This is a genomic window from Brevibacterium sp. 239c, from assembly GCF_900169365.1.
GTDB lineage: Bacteria > Actinomycetota > Actinomycetes > Actinomycetales > Brevibacteriaceae > Brevibacterium.
Genome location: NZ_FXZH01000005.1, coordinates 126,314 through 143,281 on the forward strand (window position 1 = coordinate 126,314; position 16,968 = coordinate 143,281).

Sequence of the window (16,968 nt, forward strand, 5' to 3'; positions counted from 1 at the left end):
ATGATGTCGAGCTTAGCGAAGAACGCCGCCGAAAATGTGCCAAGGAGCACATTTTCGACGGCGTTCTTACGTGGTGAGACTCCTGAACCGTGCCGACTCAGGGCTTTAGTTCAGCCCACAGGCGCGCGCAGATCAGGGCATGCGGGCGTAGGCCGGCAGCGTCAGGAAGTCGACGTACTCGTCTGCGACGGCCACGGACAGGAATGTGTCGGTGGCATCCTTCCAATCCGCCTGCTCACCCGGAAGCTTCGCAACCTCTTCGGTCACGACCTGGCGCACGAAGTCAGCTGTGACGGTGACTCCGGTGTCGAGTTCGACTCCGGCGTCCATCCACTGCCAGACCTGGGACCTGGAGATCTCAGCGGTCGCGGCATCTTCCATGAGTCCGTTGATGGCGACGGCGCCGTTTCCTTCCAACCAGGCGCGCAGGTACTGGATGCCGACGGAGACGTTGATCCGCAGACCCTGCTCCGTCATCGATCCTGGGGTCGACTTGACGTCGAGGAGATCGGCTGCAGTCACGGACACATCGTCGCGCTTGTTCTCGATCTGGTTGGCGTTGGCACCCAGCGTCTCGGTGAAGACCTCCTTGCACAGTGCGACCATGCCGGGGTGGGCCACCCAGGAGCCGTCGAAGCCCTTGCCGGCCTCACGGGACTTGTCCTCGCGGACCTTGTTGAATGCGGCCTCGTTCGCCTCCGGATCCTTCGCGGGCACGAAGGCGGACATGCCGCCGATGGCGTGCGCGCCGCGCTTGTGGCAGGTGTGAACGAGGAGCTCGGTGTAGGCACGCATGAACGGCACCGTCATCGTCACGTCAGAACGGTCGGGCAGCAGGAAGTCAGCACCGCGGGCGCGGAAGTTCTTGATCACGGAGAAGATGTAGTCCCAGCGGCCGGCGTTGAGACCCGAGGAGTGCTCGCGCAGCTCGTAGAGGATCTCTTCCATCTCGAAGGCCGCAGGGTAGGTCTCGATGAGCACGGTGGCGCGGATGGTCCCACGGTCAAGACCGAAGGAGTCCTCTGCATGGTCGAATACCTGGTTCCACAGACGAGCTTCGAGATGGGATTCCATCTTCGGGAGGTAGAAGTACGGGCCCTTGCCCTTTTCGATCTGAAGCTGTCCGGCGGTGGCGAAGTAGAGCGCGAAGTCGACGAGCGAGCCGGATGTCTCCTCGCCGTCGACGAGGATGTGCTTCTCCGGCATGTGCCAGCCGCGGGGACGGACGACGATGGTCGGCAGCTCCTCGTCGGGGGCCAGGGTGTAGCTCTTGCCCTCGGGCGAGGTGAAGTCGATCTCGCGGTTGAGTGCGTCGAGCAGGTTGAGCTGTCCGCCGATGACCGAATCCCACTGTGGGGTGTTCGCATCCTCCTGGTCAGCCAGCCACACCTTGGCCCCGGAGTTCAGGGCGTTGATCGTCATCTTCTTGTACGTCGGTCCGGTCATCTCCACGCGCCGGTCCTCGAGACCGGGTGCCGGTGGTGCGACCTGCCAGCTGGGATCGTTGCGGATCTCGGCGGTCTCCGGGAGGAAGTCGAGGTCAGCGCCGGCGGCAATCTGAGCCTGGCGCTCCTTGCGAGCCTCCAATCGTTCGAGGCGGGTGCCGTTGAACTTCCGGTTCAGCTCGACGATGAGCTCGAGAGCTTTGGGGGTGAGTACCTTCTCTGCCCCGTCCGGCAGTTCGCCGGTAATCTCCATGCCTTCTGGAATGTTCAGATTCTCGATATGAGCAGTCATCCGTGGTTCTCCTTAGTCGGCACTTTCACTAGTGCATCGCTTGTCGCTGGCAACGGGGTTTGGCCTGCAAAACTTTCACATCGTGAAATTTATTGTTCACACAACGAAAAGAATAGGAGGTGACGCACCTCTCGTCAAACCCTTCCCTCGTTCTGAGACACCACCAGAAGTGCCCGGGCTCACTCTTCGAGCGGGGCGGCCTGACTCCTTCGAGACTAACGCGCGGCCTCGATCAATGCGAAGCCCGTTTTTATCGTCGCCGGGGACGGTGAAAACGAGCTTCGCATTGATCGGGGGCAGAGACAGACGAGTTGGCGGTGATCGACGACAGAGACTTCGAGGCCGTGGGGCCAAGGCCCCGCAGATACGACTTCGCCCGCGATGCGCCCTCCTTCGAGGGTGCACCGCGGGCGAAGTGTCTGAACTCACACGAGAGTACTCAGCGAAGCGAACTCAGCGAAGCGAACTCAGACGATGACGACCATGGGGACGATCATCGGCTTGCGACGCAGCTTCGAGGACGCCCAACGTCCCACAGTGCGGCGCACAACCTGCTGCAGCTGGTACTGGTCGGTGTTGCCGTCCTTGAGCGCATCTTCGACGGCCTTCGTGACCTTCGGCATGATGGAGTCGAAAACGGAATCGGATTCGGCCACACCGCGGGCGTGGATCTCGGGCCCGGCGATGAGGGACTTCGACTGGCTGTTGATGGCCATGAAGATCGTGACGAAGCCTTCGCCGGAGAGCACGAGACGGTCCTTGAGATCCGCCTCGGTGATCTCACCGACGGAGGAGCCGTCAACGAAGACGAAGTTGCAGTCCACTGCACCGACGACCTCGGCGTGACCGTCCTTGAGGTCGACGACCCAACCGTCGTCGGCAAGGACGATGTTGTCCGGATTCACCCCGGTCGCCTCGGCATGCCTGGCATTGGCCAGCATGTGTCGCCATTCGCCGTGGACGGGCATGACTCCGCGGGGCTTGACGATGTTGTAGCAGTAGAGCAGCTCGCCGCCGGACGCGTGGCCGGAGACGTGGATCTTGGCGTCTGCCTTCGAGATGACATTGGCACCCAGCTTCATCAGCCCGTTGATGACCTTGAACACGGAGTTCTCGTTGCCGGGGATGAGTGAGGAGGCCAGGATGACGGTGTCACCGTCGCCCACCTCGACGCGGTGGCTGCGGTTGGCCATGCGCGAGAGCGCGGCCATCGGCTCACCCTGCGAACCGGTGCACATGAGCACGACCTGGTCATCGGGGAGTTTGTCGACCTCTTTGATGTCGATGAGGGCACCGCGTGGGACCTCAAGGTAGCCGAGATCTTCCGCGATCTTCATGTTGCGCACCATCGACCGGCCGACGAGCGCGACCTTGCGACCGTGCGCGTCAGCGGCGTTGAGCACCTGCTGGACACGGTGGATGTGTGAGGAGAATGAGGCGACGATGATCCGACGCTCGGCGTGACCGAAGAGGTTCTCGAGAACCGGTCCGATGTCCTTCTCCAGGGCGGTGAACCCGGGGACCTCGGCGTTCGTCGAGTCCGTCATGAACAGGTCGACACCTTCCTCGCCGAGGCGGGCGAAGGCACGCAGGTCCGTGATGCGGCCGTCGAGAGGCAGCTGGTCCATCTTGAAGTCGCCGGTGTGGAGGATGTTTCCTGCGCCGGTGCGGATGAAGACCGCGAGCGCGTCGGGAATCGAGTGGTTGACGGCGACGAACTCAAGGTCGAAGGGACCGAGCTGGTCGAGGTCGTCTTCCTTGACCACGCGGGTGATCGGCTTGATCCGGTGTTCCTTGAGCTTGGCCTCGATGAGCGCGATCGTCAGCTTCGAACCGAGGATCGGGATATCGGCCTTGCGACGCAGCAGGTAGGGCACGGCACCGATGTGGTCTTCGTGGCCGTGGGTCAGAACGAGGCCGACGATGTCGTCGAGACGGTCATCGAGGTAGGCGAAATCGGGAAGGATGAGGTCGACGCCGGGCTGGTCCTCTTCGGGGAAGAGGACGCCGCAGTCCACAATGAGCAGCTTGCCGTGGTATTCGAACACGGTCATGTTGCGACCGACTTCGCCGAGGCCGCCGAGTGCGACGATGCGGACGGCCTCTGCGTCCATCTTCGGCGGAAGCTTCAATTCTTGAGTCAATGCATTATTCACTGAGGTAACCACTCCTGGTCAATTGGGCGGTCACGAGCGCCATCTGCTCTTCATCTGCTGGGAGCAGCGGCATTCGTGTTCCGCGGTTGTCAAGTATTCCTTGGGCCTGCAATGCGGCCTTCGCCGAGGTGACTCCCGGCATGTGATTCATGAGCGCGTCGACCATGTCCGCCGTTTCATGGGCGATCGCGCGAGCGGTGGTGAGGTCGTTGTTCGCCACGGCCTCGACCATGTCGGCAAACCGTGGTGTGCAGACGTGGCCAGCAACGGAGACGACGCCCAGGGCGCCGAGTGCCAGCAGCGGAAGGTTGAGTGCGTCTTCGCCCGAATAGTAGACGAGGGAGCTGCGGTTCATCACCTGCGCGGAGGCGAAGAGGTCGCCCTTGGCGTCCTTGACCGCGAGGATGTTGGGGTGATCGGCCAACCCGAGGAGAGTTTCCGTGCGGATGGGCACGCCCGATCGTCCTGGGATGTCATAGAGCATGACGGGAAGATCGGTGGAGTCCGCGGCCGCGCACATGTGGGCGGCGATGGCCGGCTGTGTCGGCTTCGAGTAGTAGGGGGTGACGATGAGGATGCCATCGGCACCGGCTGCTGCCGAACGCTTGGACAGGTCAATGGTATGCGAAGTGACGTTGTTGCCGGTGCCCGCGATGATCTTCGCCCGGTTGCCGATGACGCCGCGCACGACCTTGAGCAGCTCGATCTTCTCGTCGTCGGTCGTCGTCGGTGATTCGCCGGTGGTTCCGGACACGACGAGCATGTTGTTGCCGAGGTCGACGAGATGGTTCGCTACCTTCTCCACGGCAGGATAATCAATGGTTCCGTCGTCCTTGAACGGCGTCACCATCGCCGTGCCGACAGTACCGAACGCATCAATTGCAGCGGCCGCTGCGTTGTCACCGAGAATCGCCATACGAAAAGGATACCGCGCACAGTCTTAGTCTGCGGCAGTGGCCGTGCGCGCGCCACCGGCGCATTTTCTGATCACCGCCTGCCACCCGTCGCCGCGCCCCGCTCATCGGCGGTGTGCGGGACGTTCACCCGGGGCGATCGGTGGTGTTTTCAGCACGAGAGACAGATCACATGGATCGGGCTTCAGAGGGTTGTGCTGGCGTATGCGCTGTTGGTGGCCCTGCCATGGACACCCAGCAGGCTCCTCGCGGTGAGTTCGAGGGAGTCTGCGATCCTCTCGGGTGTGACATCGCTGCGGCCGGCGGCCACCGCCATGTCGAAGCCGTCGATCGCTGCGATGAGAATGTCGACGATGAGATCCACTTCGGTGTGCGGGCTGAAACTTCCATCGTCGATGCCGGTTTCGATGAGGGTCCGAAAGTGGGCACGCCAGGTGTCGAAGACAGCGTCGGCGGAGTCGCGCAGATAGCCGTTGCGCGACGAGGCGGCGATGAGCTCGAGCCACACCTGTGAGCGGCGTCTGAGGTCACCGATCCTCGGCACGGCCTGCAGACTCGCCTGCAGCGTCTCCCACGCTGTCCCCTGTCTCCTGGTGAGACCCGCGATGGCATCCTCCCGTGTGAGACCCGCGATGGCGTCGACGGTTGCGCTGCTGTGGGTCGAGAAGGCGTGGACGAGCAGTGACTCGCGGGATCCGAAATAGTACTGCAGGGTGCCCACAGACAGTCCTGCTGCCTCGGCGATGTCCTTCATCCGGACAGACTCGGGCCCCTGCGCAGCGATCTGGTCAAGGGCTGCTTCGAGGATCGCGGCGCGCCGGGCGTCGACTTCGGCCGTGGAGAACTGGGGACGTGGACTCACGGGACTGGCGCCAGACTGCTCGCAGCCTCGAGTCCTTCGAAGACCGCTTCCTCCACGGTCCGCGGGGCCACGGCATCTCCGATGGTCCGAACGCTCGCAGTCCCGAAATCAAGATCGGGGACCACGGATTGTGGGGCCCCGGAGACGATCGTGGCGGCCACACCGTCGACCTCGTGGACGATCTCGCACAGGGTTGACTGCAGGTACCCGGTCGTCGCATCGACTCCGACGAGGCGAGCGTCGTTGACGAAGTCGACTCCTGTCCGCAGTGCCTGGGACATGAGCAGCGTGCGCGTGTACTGCTGGATGGCGGCTCCGGCGAAGTTCGCCGCCGTCGCCAAGGTCACCGGCACCCTAGCCTCGGCCAAACGCAACGCGATGCCCAGGCCGATCCAGTCGCCCATCCAGTCACTGACGAGCACGCGACCTGCCGGCAGGGTCGGCTGGGTCATGAGATAGTCGCGGGCACCGATGACGAAGGCCTCGTCGTCGACTTCAAGGTGGGGCATGCGCTGCTGCGCACCCGTCGCAACGATCACATGTTCGGGTGCCACCTCGTCGAAGACCTGCTGGGTCACCGGCGTCGAGGTGCGGATGTCAACGCCGGCTCGTCTCGCCTCGGCGCTCAGGTTCGTCGCGGCTCCCCCGAATTCGGATCGGTAGGGCAGTTCCTGTGCCATCAGCACAGCCCCGCCGAGGTGGGGCTCGCGTTCGCAGAGCACGACGTCATCACCGGCTTCGGCTGCCACCGCTGCTGCCTTGAGTCCGGCTGGTCCGCCGCCGATGACGAGGACACGACGCCGGATCCTCACCGTGGGCCGGGGCAGGAACTGAAGCTCTCTGCCCGATTCGGGGTATTGGATGCAGGAGATGGGCACACCCATCTGAAAGTGTCCGATGCAGGCCTGGTTGCAGCCGATGCAGGCCCGGATCTCGTCCACCGCATCACGCTGCGCCTTGCTGGCGATCGCGGGATCGCAGATCATCGCCCGAGTCATGATCGCCATGTCCGTGCGCCCCTCGGCGATGGCCTTCTCCGCTTCGTGCGGCTGGTTGATTCGTCCGGCGACCATGACCGGTTTGTCTGTGATCTTCTTGACCTGTTCGGACAGGGTCGCGGCATAGGCCGGGTCGATCTGCATCGAGGGCACGATGTGCACCGCACCTTGCAGGGTCGAGGAGTCTCCGGCCGTGATCGAGAAGTAGTCGAGGCAGTCCACTTCCTCGATGTCGCCCGCGCTGGGGCCAGCATCAGAACCCGTCTTCATTCCATCGAGGTGTTCGATGAGGTCGAGGACCTCGGTGGCGACCATCCCGTCTTCGGTCTTCTCCTCTCCTGAGATCCGCAGGCCGACCACGACGTCGGGGCCCACTGCTTCGCGGACCCCGGCGACCACCTCGGCGAGGAAGCGACGACGGTTGGCCGGACTGCCACCGTATTCGTCGGTGCGCACATTCACTCGCGGGTTGAAGAATTGGATGGGCAGATACCCGTGGCTGGCGACGATCTCGACGCCGTCGATGCCGCTGTCACTGATCCGCTTGGCGGCGCTCGCGTAGCCGGCGATGATCTCCTTGATCGCTTCGGTGCTCAGTGCCTCGGGGACCACCTTGAAGCGCTCCTGCGGTTCGTCGCTGGGTGCGACTGCTCGCGGTGCCATGCCGCGCTCACCGTCCATGACCTCCCGGCCGGGGTGGAAGAGCTGAGCGAAGATCGTGGCACCATGAGCGTGGACTGCCTCGGCGACGGCTCCGTATCCGGGCACCGAGGAATCATCGGTGGCCATGAGCACATGGTTCGTGTAGCGGGCGGTCTCGTGAACTCCGGAGACCTGGAGGACGATGAGCCCACAGCCGCCCTGGGCTCGTGCTTCGTGATAGGCCACGAGATCGTCGCCGATCTTCCCGTGGTCATCGAGGACCGTGTCGTGGCCTGAGGACACGATGCGATTGCGAATGGTCCTCGGGCCCAGTGTGATGGGTTCGAAGAGGCGTGGGAACAGTGAAGACATGATCATCCTTGATGCATGCGGTGGGTCCTGACCCGTAATTCATATCACGGTATGACTAACGGGGGAAGTCCCGGCGCTCGGCGTGGAAGACCCCGTCGCTAGGTGCAGAACAGCGGGAACGTTCCGGGGCATGTGAGAATCGAGGCATGAGCTCTCACCGCTCCCCCATCTCGGCGACTGCGCCGGGTCAATCGGTTCTGGAACATCTGAGTCCCCCCGGCCGCCTCATCGGGCTCGATGCCGCACGCGGAATCGCCCTGTTCGCGATGATGGTCACCCATATCTTCGCCCTATCCGACCCTGAGGGCTTCCCTACCTGGGCCGCTGTGTTCGCAGGCCGAGCCTCGGCACTGTTCGCGGTCCTGGCCGGCTGTTCGCTGGTTCTCGCCACACGGTCGCGGATGGCAGGCTCCGGGCGCCTGCGCGATGCTGCACCCAGTGTGCTCATCCGCGCGGGAGCAATCATTCTCATCGGACTGTGCCTGGGATCGGTGTCGACGCTGCTGGCTGTCATCCTCGTCAACTACGGGGTCATGTTCGCCATTGCGATGCTATTCCTGCGCCTGCGCACCCGCACCCTCTTCGTCACCGCCCTGGCGTGGATGATCCTCAGTCCTGTGCTCTCGATGCTCATCCGCAGTCAGTTCGGGCTGGAGCCGAAGTACTCGTCAATGTCATGGTTCGATTTTGCGACTCCGCTGACGATGCTCCACGATCTGGTGCTCACCGGCTACTATCCGGTTCTGCAGTGGCTGTCCTACATTGTGCTGGGGATGGCGGTGGCGAAGGTCGACATCGGCAAGCACCTCATGTCCCTCTTCGCCGCCGGACTCGGACTCTGCCTCATCGGCAAGGGCGTCTCGTGGCTGCTCCTCAACGTCGCCGGCGGAGGTCCTGTCCTGGTCCGTGTCTCCGAGCTGTATGGAACCGACCTCAACGCGGCGCTGTTCACCGGCAGCTATGGGGTGACGCCGACGACCTCTTGGTGGTGGCTGGCGATCGCCGGCCCGCACTCAGGGACACCCTTCGACCTGCTCTCCACGGCTGGGACGGCGCTGTTGACCATCGTCGCCTGTCAGTCGCTGGCTGTTCTTCTGGGACGAAAGACCTGGGTGCTTGCACCGTTGACGGCTCCCGGTTCGATGCCCTTGAGCGTGTACTTCGCCCACGTCATCCTGCTCCAGATCACTCGCCCCTGGGTCGAAGCCACTCCGCTCCTCGGCGGCGAGATGATGACACCGCAGGCCGTCGAGTTCAGTGTCCATGCTCTCGTGTTCATCGGGTCTGCGCTGCTGTGGAAGCTGGCGATCGGTGCCCACGGTCCGCTGGAAGCGGGAGTCGCCGCGGTGATTCGGTCCGCGTCACCGATTCCGAGTCCGGATTCAGACTCGGCTAGGAATTCTGCTTCGCGCCGACCCGATACATATTGACGGCCTTGCGCATCGTTGATCTGGCACGCTTGCGGTCCCCGCACGCGTCGTAGGCGCAGGAGAGACGGAACCATGAACGCCAGTCTTCAGGCGCTGCCTCAGCTTCGGCCTGGTACTTTCCGAATTCCTCGTCGGCGGCTTCGCGAATGATCTTTCCGCCCGGTGTCCGCGGCAGGTCATCAATGGGAAGTCCCTCCTCGGATTTGAGGATGCGTGCCAGTTTCTCAGTCCGTGCGCCGAACATGAGCTCGACGACCAGCGTCCATGCCCCGATAAGGGGCAGGACAAAGAGGGCGATACCCATCAGCCGTGGAACCAGGTCGGGTTCTCTGACCAGTATCCATGCTCGATGCCCCATGAGGACGAAGTAGAAGACGAGCACCACTGAGACGATGATCGCCCCGATTTTGCCTTTGGACATCAGAGGTCGAGCATGTTCTCGAGGCCGTGAACCAGACCGGTGTACTCGGCGATCGAACGCACCGCGGTGACGATTCCGGGCATGAACGCCGAGGTGGAATGTGAATCCGTGCGAATGGTCAGCGCCTCGCCGTCGGAACCGAAGTGGATCTCTTCGGAGGCATTCATGCCCTGCTGACGGATGGCGTGGACGTGGATGCCGTCGATGACGGCTCCACGGGCCCCGTTGGGGTCGCTCTCGGTGGAGTCGGGGACCTGCGGCAGGCCCGCCGCATTGCGGGCCGCAGCGATGCGCTGGGCCGTGTGGTTAGCGGTGCCTGAGGGAGCGTCGAGTTTACGTGTGTGGTGGATTTCGACGACCTCGGCGGAATCGAAGTACGGTGCTGCCAGTTCCGCGAATCGCATCGCCAGGACTGCGCCGATCGAGAAGTTCGGGGCGATGAGGACGGCGGTCTTCGGATGGCTCTGCAGGGAGTCCTCGAGCCGAGCCAGACGATCGTTGTCCCAGCCGGTGGTGCCCACAACGGTGTCGATGTCGTGCTCGACCAGGAAGCGCACATTGTCTTCGGTCGATTTCGGGACCGTAAGTTCGACCGCAACGTCGATGTTCTTCTCCAGCAGGGTCTCCAAGGAGTCGCTGCTGCCCAGAGCCGCGATGAGTTCGAGACCCTCGGCCTCGGTGATGGCATCGACAGCCTGGCCGCCCATGCGGCCCTGTGCTCCGATGACGGCTACTCGAATCGCATTCATAAGTTCGTAACTCCTTGCTCGACGATCTCCGCAGGCCAGTCTAACGACTTCCGGCCCGGCCACCCTCATCAGGTGATGTGGTCTCTGACGCACGGATCGGCAGTCTGCGCCGTTGCGGCCGTGGGTCTCCGGCCAGTCGAGCACATTCTTCTGTGTCGAACCGGACTCCGTCGTAGAGCAGTCGTTCGCGCTGCCTACCTTCGACGACGAATCCGGCACTCGCGGCGACTGCTGCCGATGCTGGATTGTTCAACCGGTAGCCCAGTTCAAGACGGTAGACGTTGTGCTCATCGTGCAGGTAATCGACGAAGCTGCGCAGAGCGGCCGCTGCAAGTCCCTGACCGCGGGCGCTCGGGTCAAGCCAGTAGGAGACCCAGGCGGTCGAATTTCGTTGGTCGATGGATGTCGCCATGACATTGCCGACCGGGCTCTCGTCGCCGTCCACGATTGCGAGGGCCACTGCTGAACCATCGACTTCTGCGCCACCGGCCCAGTCCAGCCATGTCTGCGCGCCCGCCAGTGAGAGATCGTCAGGGATGTTGTTGAGAAGATCCGAGTCAGCACGGGCATAGATGTCGACGAGGGTATCCGCGTCAGCGCGGTGCCAGCGTCTGAGAGAGGCGGTCATGGGCCAAGCGTAGTGGGCCGGGGACAGTCGAGGCAGGGCAACTTTCGACCTCTCCGGACGCTGAGCAACCTTTTGCGGGTTTCCCAGCGCCGGGATGGTTGCTCAGGTGTCCGCCTGAGCGACAAAGGATCCGGGACATGAAAACGGCGGCCCCGCCGCTATGGGTCGGGGCCGCCGTTTAGGGGTCTGTCAGGCTGTCAGCCGAGCAGGAGTCCCTTGGTCTGAGCGACGGCGCGGTCGAAGCGTGCGCCGGCGTCTGCCCAGTTCACGATGTTCCACCAGGCCTTGACGTAGTCAGGCTTGACGTTCTGGTAGTCGAGGTAGAAGGCGTGCTCCCACATATCGAGCTGGAGAACCGGGGTTCCACCGAGCTGGATGTCCGACTGCTGGTCCTTGAGCTGTTCGATGAAGAGGTTTCCACCGAGCTGATCGTAGACGAGCACGGCCCAGCCGGAGCCCTGGATCGTGGTGGCTGCCGTGGTGAAGTGCTCACGGAACTTGTCGAAGGAGCCGAACTGGTCGTCGATGGCTGCTGCGAGTTCGCCGACGGGCTTGTCGCCACCGTCTGGAGACATGTTGTTCCAGAAGATCGAGTGGTTGACGTGTCCGCCGAGGTTGAACGCGAGGTCGCGGGTCAGCTTCGGAACGTTGGCGAGGTTTCCGCTTTCGCGGGCTTCGGCCAGCTGTTCAACAGCGGTGTTGGCACCCTTGACGTAGGTTGCGTGGTGCTTGTCGTGGTGCAGCTCCATGATGCGAGCCGAGATGTGCGGCTCAAGTGCGGAGTAGTCGTAGGGCAGTTCCGGAAGGACGTACTGCTCAGCCATGAAATTCCTCCTGAAGAGAATTGATGTCCGCCAGGTCGGCGGCTTCATTTCGACCCTATAGCAGGGTCTCATCTCGGACAACACGGTATTGCCGAGGTCTATTCCAGATGACGCCCTGTGACCTCGGAAAATATCTGATCGGCCGTGATCACACCGGATCGAGCACGCCGAGAGACCAGCATGTTTCCACCGGTTCGAGCACGCGAGCTCGAGCCGGATCAGGGCAGATTTCGTGAGATGAGCAGCCGCATGATGTCTGAGGTGCCCTCCTCGATCTCCTCGAGCTTCGCGTCTCGCATCCACTGCTCGACCGGGTGCTCTCGCGAATAGCCCCAACCGCCCAGGGTCTGGATGCCGGCCCAGGTGCAGAACATCGCCGTCTCCGAGGCATTGAGCTTCGCCATAGCCGCCGCTGCGGTGACCTTCTCTCGCGGTACCGCATCACCGGCATCGATCATCCGGGCCGCATTCAGGACCTGCAGCCAGGCGGCATCGATGCGCGCCGACATGTCCGCAAGGCGGAAGGCAACGGACTGGTGTTCGATGATCGTTTTGCCGAACTGTGTGCGTTCACGCGCATAGTCGCGGGCGTATTCGTAGGCGGCTCTGGCGGTGCCCAGCGCTGCGGCGCCGAGGACCACACGGGAGATGTCGAAGGTGCGCATCAGCCCGTAGAAACCCTGCCCCACCTCGCCGAGGCGGTTGTGGGTCGGCACGAACGCGTCGGAGAAGAAGATCTCCCTGCACACGATCGCACGCTGACCCATCTTCTTCATCGGCGCACCGAAGTCCATGCCCTCGGTGTCTTTCGGCAGGAGGAATGCGGTGACTCCTCGTGAGCGTTGCGCAGGGTCGGTCTTGGCGAAGACGACATAGCCCTCGGCCAGTCCGGCGTTGGAGATCCAGACCTTCTGTCCGTTGAGGAGGTATCCGCCGTCGACAGGCTCGGCTCTGGTGGTGATCGAGGCGGAGTCGGATCCCGAACCCGGTTCGGTCGTCGCCAGAGCGGTGAAGATCGGATCGGGTCCGGTCAGGGGACGCAGCCAGGTCTCCTTCTGCTCTTCGGTGCCCAGCGCGAGGATCGGATCGGCGAAGAAGCCGTTGGAGCACAGCAGGTTGCCGATGCCGGGATCTCCGAAGCACAGCTGTTCCTGGACGAGGCATTGAGTGAAGACGTCGGTGAAGCCACCACCTCCGTACTCCTCGGGAATCATGAAGTCGGTGATGCCCACGCGCGAGGCTTCGCGAAAGAGCTCAACCGGGGACTCGGTGTCCGCCTCGTCGACTGCGTGCCCTATGGGTCGGATCTTGTCCTTGGCGAAGGTGGCGCACAGTTCGATGATGTCATTCTGTTCATCGCTGAGTGGCCAGGGTGTGTAGCTCATGTCAGGTCCTTCTTCTCGTGCGAATTGTGTGTCGACTCGTGTGAACAGTCTGCCGGCCGAGAGTCACCCAGCATGTCCGTGGCGGCACGGGAGTCCTCGATGATGTGGATGAGTGTTGGTCCCGCGAAGTCCTCGGCCTGCTTCAGCGCCGAGGTCAGCTGTTCCTGGGTCTCGACGTGGACACCGCGAGCGCCCATCGACTGAGCCAGGCTCGGGAAGTCGGGGCCCAGCAGTGCCACACCCGCAGGAGTGTCGCCGCGATCGGCCATTTCGTTGCGGATCTCCCCGTACCCGCCGTTGTCGACGATGATGAGTGACAGTGATGCTCGTGCCTGCACTGCCGCGGCGAGTTCGGTGATCGTGAACATCGCGCCCCCATCACCCTCGATCGCCACGACCCTTGCGGTGGGCACGGCGAGTTTCGCACCGATTCCCGCGGGCAGCCCGTATCCCAGGGTTCCGGCGCCTGCCGGGTAGAGAAAACGATCACCTCGGCGTGCCATCCATCCGGTCTGCACTCCGTAGTAGCAGCACATCGTAGAATCCGCGGCGATGATGACCGGTGATGTCGCAGAGGCGGTGTAGTCGTTGAGCCCTGCGCACAGCTGTGCCCACGGCGCACCTTCATCCTTGGCTGCGGCCGTGATCGTGTCCTGCCAGCCACGCAGCCACTCGACACTGTTCCCGGAGCCACTGGTCGACCTGGTCTGGTGCAGCTGGTGTGTCAGCGCGATCGTCGCGTCTTTGGCATCGGCCACGATCGGGTGGGTGACGCGGGCGTTGCGCAGCATCTGCTCCTCGTCGATGTCGATTCGCACGATGGCGTGCGGAAGCGGCATCGGTTCGGGCCAGAAATCGCTGGGAGCCAGTTCCGTGCCGATGGCCACCACCGCATCGGCAGCGCTGAGCACCTCCGGCAAGGCTTCGAGGACCCCGATGGCGCCGAGGTTGTTCTCGAACTCATCATCGATCGTTCCCTTCGCGTTCGAGGACAGGATGACACCGGCACCGAGCACCCGGGAAAGCTCTTCGATCTCAGCTCCGGCGCTGCGGGCCCCAGCCCCGACGATGAGGAGGGGACGCTGGGCGCCAGCCAGCGCCTCGGCGGCGGACCTGATCGCGGAGGGCTCAGAGCTCGGATGCGGGCGGGTGATCGCCGGGTGGGCCCACCCGGGCCCAGCGGCCTCGATGAGATCGAGTGGGATCTCGATGTAGGCGGGGCGAGCGCGCCCGGTGCGCATGCGCGACAGGGCCTGTCCGACCGCCAACGACACCTCACCGGGGCTCGTCACCCGATGACTGTCACCGAGGACGGCGTCGATCGCCTGGCTCTGATTGCGCACCTCGTGGAGGAGTCCGTTGCCCCGTCCCGGGTGGGTCAATGGCATTCCGGGGCTGATGAGCAGGACCGGAACCGAGTCGGTGAAGGACTGCAGCAGCGCGGTCAGCGCGTTGAACACCGCCGGTCCCGTCGTCGTCACGACGACCTGCACCTCTCCGGTCACGCGTGCAGCACCGTCGGCCATATATCCGGCACCCTGCTCGTGCCGCGGAGAGACGATGTCGATTCCCTCAGCCGCCAGCTGCGCGAAGATCTCAAGGTTGTGCGTCCCGGGGATCCCGAAGACGCGCGTGATGCCCTCGGCCCTCAACGCACGAGCCAGGTGTGCGCCACCCGTGATCTCTGCCTGTACCTCTGTCATCGTGACTCCCTCTCGCCATTGCCATCGTTGTCGCTTTTGCCGTTGTCGCTGCCATCGCCATTGGTGTTGCTGCCACTGTCGCTACTGCTGTTGTCGTCGGTGCCGTCATCGCTCTCGTCGTCTCGGTTGGTCACGACGAGAGCGTCCACGGCGAGCGCCCCGTCCGGGGTGACGCGCACCGGGTTGATCTCGACCTCCTGGATCTCGTTGCTGCCGGCGATCAGACGGGACACCGAGACGATGATCTCGGCCAGTTCGTCAAGGTCGGCGGCACGCCGTCCACGCCACCCGGTCAGCAGCCGGTAGCACGTGAGCCGGGAGACCATATCGAGTGCTTCCGCATGCGTCACCGGTGCCAGTTCGAGCCAGGTGTCGCCGTAGAGTTCCGTCTCGGTCCCTCCGGCTCCCACCATCACGATGGGCCCGAAGTTCTCGTCCTGTCGCCCACCGACGAGGATCTCGACGGCTTCACCGCGGGTGTCCATCTCCTCGACGATGTACTCGCCCTCGCCGAGGCGGGCCACCATCTCCGTGTAGGCGTCCTTGAGGGCCGTGGCATCGCGAAGGCCCAGGGCGATCGCGCCGAGCTCCGTTTTGTGGGCGGGCCACCCGGCCTTGAGTACAAACGGCGGGGTCAGGTCCGAGCCGGCCATCACCTCGACGAGTTCAGTTCCGCGTTTCACGGTCTGCGCCCGGGGCACCGGCACCCCGGCCGCGGAGATCGTGTCCCGCGCCGCCGCGTATCCGGTCCCCCACGGCGTGACCGGACCCGAGCGTTCCAGTGCCTCGGTGATGCGCCCGGCGTGTGAGGCGTAGAAGCCTGCTCCGGCGACGACGCGCATGACCGATTCGATCGAGGTGTAGACAGGTATCGAGTTCTCCCACAGTGCAGCCACGGCGGGTGAATCGGCGCTCATCGAGTGGACGATGAGTGGTTTGCGGTGCTTGCGCACGGTCTCCCCCAGCGCTCCCACCTCGGCCAGTTCCGCATCGAGGAGTGCGGGAATGTCCTCGCCGTAGCAGCCGAAGTACCCGCTGAGGATGACTGAGTCGATCGATTCATCGGCCAGGAGCTCATCGACGAGACACGCATGCACGGACAGGTCCGCCTCCCCTGCCCCATCGAGATCGATCGGGTTGTCGATATGCCCGGCCAGCGGCAGGTGGCCTTCAACCCGGGCGCGGGTGGCGGTGTTGAGGACGTTGACGCGCAGACCATGGGATTCGGCTCGGTCCGCCGCGATCGCGCCCTGCCCGCCAGAGTCGGAGATGATGGCGATCTTCTTGCCCGCGGGCAGCCACGACGTGGCGAGGTAACCGGCGAATTCGACCGCCTCCCCTGGAGTCGAGAGCCGGATCGCGCCGGCCGCGCGGCAGGCGGCATCGACCGTATCCATCGCCGAGGTGAGCGATCCGGTGTGCGATTTCGCGAGCCGGGCACCGGCGTCGGATTGGCCCGTGGTCAGGATCATTGTGGGCTTTCCGGCCGCGCGCAGCGCCTGCATGGCCGCGACCAGGGCACTGCCGCCGGTGAAGGACTCGAGGTAGAGGACGACCTGTGTGGTGGCCTCGTCATCGACCAGGGAGGTCAGGATCTCCGCGGCCCTCACGTCGGACTGTCCCCCGATGGAGGCAAAGCGTGAGATTCCGAGTCCGCTGCGTGCCGAGAGGGTTGCGATCTCCGTGCCCAATTGGCCGCTCTGCGTCACCACGGCCAGAGACCCCGGCGTGAAGTTGCCCCACGCTAGGAGCAGATCGTTGCTCGCATCGACAACGCCTAAGGAGGAGGGACCGACGAGGCGGGCACCTGCGGAGATGATGCGTTGGGCCATGTCTGCAGCATCCGGCACCCTGGCGGAGATGATGAGGAAGGCGCGCACTCCGGCCGCCAGCGCCTCATCGACGACGGCAGGCACCCCTCGGCCCGGGATCGAGATGACCAGGAGCTCCGGGGTCTCCGGCAGCTCAGCGAGGCTGCCGAAGGTGGGTTCACCCTGGATCGAGGCGACGCGGGAGTTGATGAGATAGACCTGGCGGCGATGGGTTCCCTTCAGCGCTCCCGCCGATAGCCAGAACCCCCATTTCGCTGGGTCGTTCGAGGCTCCGAGGACGGCAACGCTGCCGGGGTCGAAGAATTGGTCCATGAT

General features: G+C 63.9%; 13 protein-coding genes. 1 reads left to right on the top strand and 12 read right to left on the bottom strand.

Going from position 1 to position 16,968, the window contains the following annotated elements; genetic code table 11:
- Positions 1-132 precede the first annotated feature (132 nt).
- From aceB to BSP239C_RS06605, 5 genes are all read right to left on the bottom strand, one after another.
- The gene (gene aceB / locus BSP239C_RS06585; RefSeq protein WP_101571134.1) at positions 133-1,737 is read right to left on the bottom strand and encodes a malate synthase A; all 1,605 of its coding nucleotides are present in this window, start codon (positions 1,735-1,737) and stop codon (positions 133-135) included.
- Positions 1,738-2,204: 467 nt separating this feature from the next.
- Complete coding sequence (locus BSP239C_RS06590) at positions 2,205-3,851, bottom strand: ribonuclease J (RefSeq protein WP_101571137.1); 1,647 nt, start codon at positions 3,849-3,851, stop codon at positions 2,205-2,207.
- A 34-nt stretch (positions 3,852-3,885) separates the two neighbouring features.
- Entirely contained in the window at positions 3,886-4,809 is a 924-nt protein-coding gene (dapA, locus tag BSP239C_RS06595; protein ID WP_101571140.1) for a 4-hydroxy-tetrahydrodipicolinate synthase, read from the bottom strand.
- A gap of 182 nt (positions 4,810-4,991) precedes the next feature.
- The gene (locus BSP239C_RS06600) at positions 4,992-5,669 is read right to left on the bottom strand and encodes a TetR/AcrR family transcriptional regulator (RefSeq protein WP_101571142.1); all 678 of its coding nucleotides are present in this window, start codon (positions 5,667-5,669) and stop codon (positions 4,992-4,994) included.
- Positions 5,666-7,681, bottom strand: coding sequence for an NADH:flavin oxidoreductase (locus BSP239C_RS06605; RefSeq protein WP_101571145.1), 2,016 nt, complete (start codon positions 7,679-7,681; stop codon positions 5,666-5,668). Before BSP239C_RS06605 ends, BSP239C_RS06600 begins: the two co-directional genes overlap by 4 nt.
- A 146-nt stretch (positions 7,682-7,827) precedes the next feature.
- Between BSP239C_RS06605 and BSP239C_RS06610 the strand changes: the two genes are divergently transcribed.
- Positions 7,828-9,111 carry a heparan-alpha-glucosaminide N-acetyltransferase domain-containing protein gene (locus BSP239C_RS06610; RefSeq protein WP_101571147.1) on the top strand — a complete coding sequence of 428 codons (1,284 nt, stop codon included), beginning with the start codon at positions 7,828-7,830 and terminating at the stop codon, positions 9,109-9,111.
- On the opposite strand, the gene BSP239C_RS06615 is transcribed toward BSP239C_RS06610, so the two are convergent.
- The 7 genes from BSP239C_RS06615 to BSP239C_RS06645 all read right to left on the bottom strand — a co-directional run bounded on the left by BSP239C_RS06615 (position 9,074) and on the right by BSP239C_RS06645 (position 16,965).
- Entirely contained in the window at positions 9,074-9,532 is a 459-nt protein-coding gene (locus BSP239C_RS06615; protein WP_101571149.1) for a hypothetical protein, read from the bottom strand. The two genes, BSP239C_RS06610 and BSP239C_RS06615, sit on opposite strands and share 38 nt — an antisense overlap.
- A complete protein-coding gene (dapB, locus tag BSP239C_RS06620) occupies positions 9,532-10,281 on the bottom strand; it encodes a 4-hydroxy-tetrahydrodipicolinate reductase (RefSeq protein ID WP_101571151.1) in 750 nt (249 codons plus the stop codon). The genes BSP239C_RS06615 and dapB overlap by 1 nt, the downstream gene beginning before the upstream one ends.
- 40 nt (positions 10,282-10,321) lie before the next feature.
- Positions 10,322-10,909 (bottom strand): GNAT family N-acetyltransferase, encoded by a 588-nt coding sequence (locus tag BSP239C_RS06625; protein ID WP_101571154.1) that lies wholly within the window; start codon positions 10,907-10,909, stop codon positions 10,322-10,324.
- Between the two features lie 197 nt (positions 10,910-11,106).
- Complete coding sequence (locus BSP239C_RS06630; RefSeq protein ID WP_092107348.1) at positions 11,107-11,733, bottom strand: superoxide dismutase; 627 nt, start codon at positions 11,731-11,733, stop codon at positions 11,107-11,109.
- A gap of 218 nt (positions 11,734-11,951) precedes the next feature.
- Positions 11,952-13,118 (bottom strand): acyl-CoA dehydrogenase family protein, encoded by a 1,167-nt coding sequence (locus tag BSP239C_RS06635; RefSeq protein WP_101571156.1) that lies wholly within the window; start codon positions 13,116-13,118, stop codon positions 11,952-11,954.
- Positions 13,115-14,821, bottom strand: coding sequence for a thiamine pyrophosphate-binding protein (locus BSP239C_RS06640; protein WP_101571158.1), 1,707 nt, complete (start codon positions 14,819-14,821; stop codon positions 13,115-13,117). The genes BSP239C_RS06635 and BSP239C_RS06640 overlap by 4 nt, the downstream gene beginning before the upstream one ends.
- The gene (locus BSP239C_RS06645) at positions 14,818-16,965 is read right to left on the bottom strand and encodes an acetate--CoA ligase family protein (RefSeq protein WP_257930112.1); all 2,148 of its coding nucleotides are present in this window, start codon (positions 16,963-16,965) and stop codon (positions 14,818-14,820) included. The genes BSP239C_RS06640 and BSP239C_RS06645 overlap by 4 nt, the downstream gene beginning before the upstream one ends.
- Between the last annotated feature and the right edge of the window lie 3 nt (positions 16,966-16,968).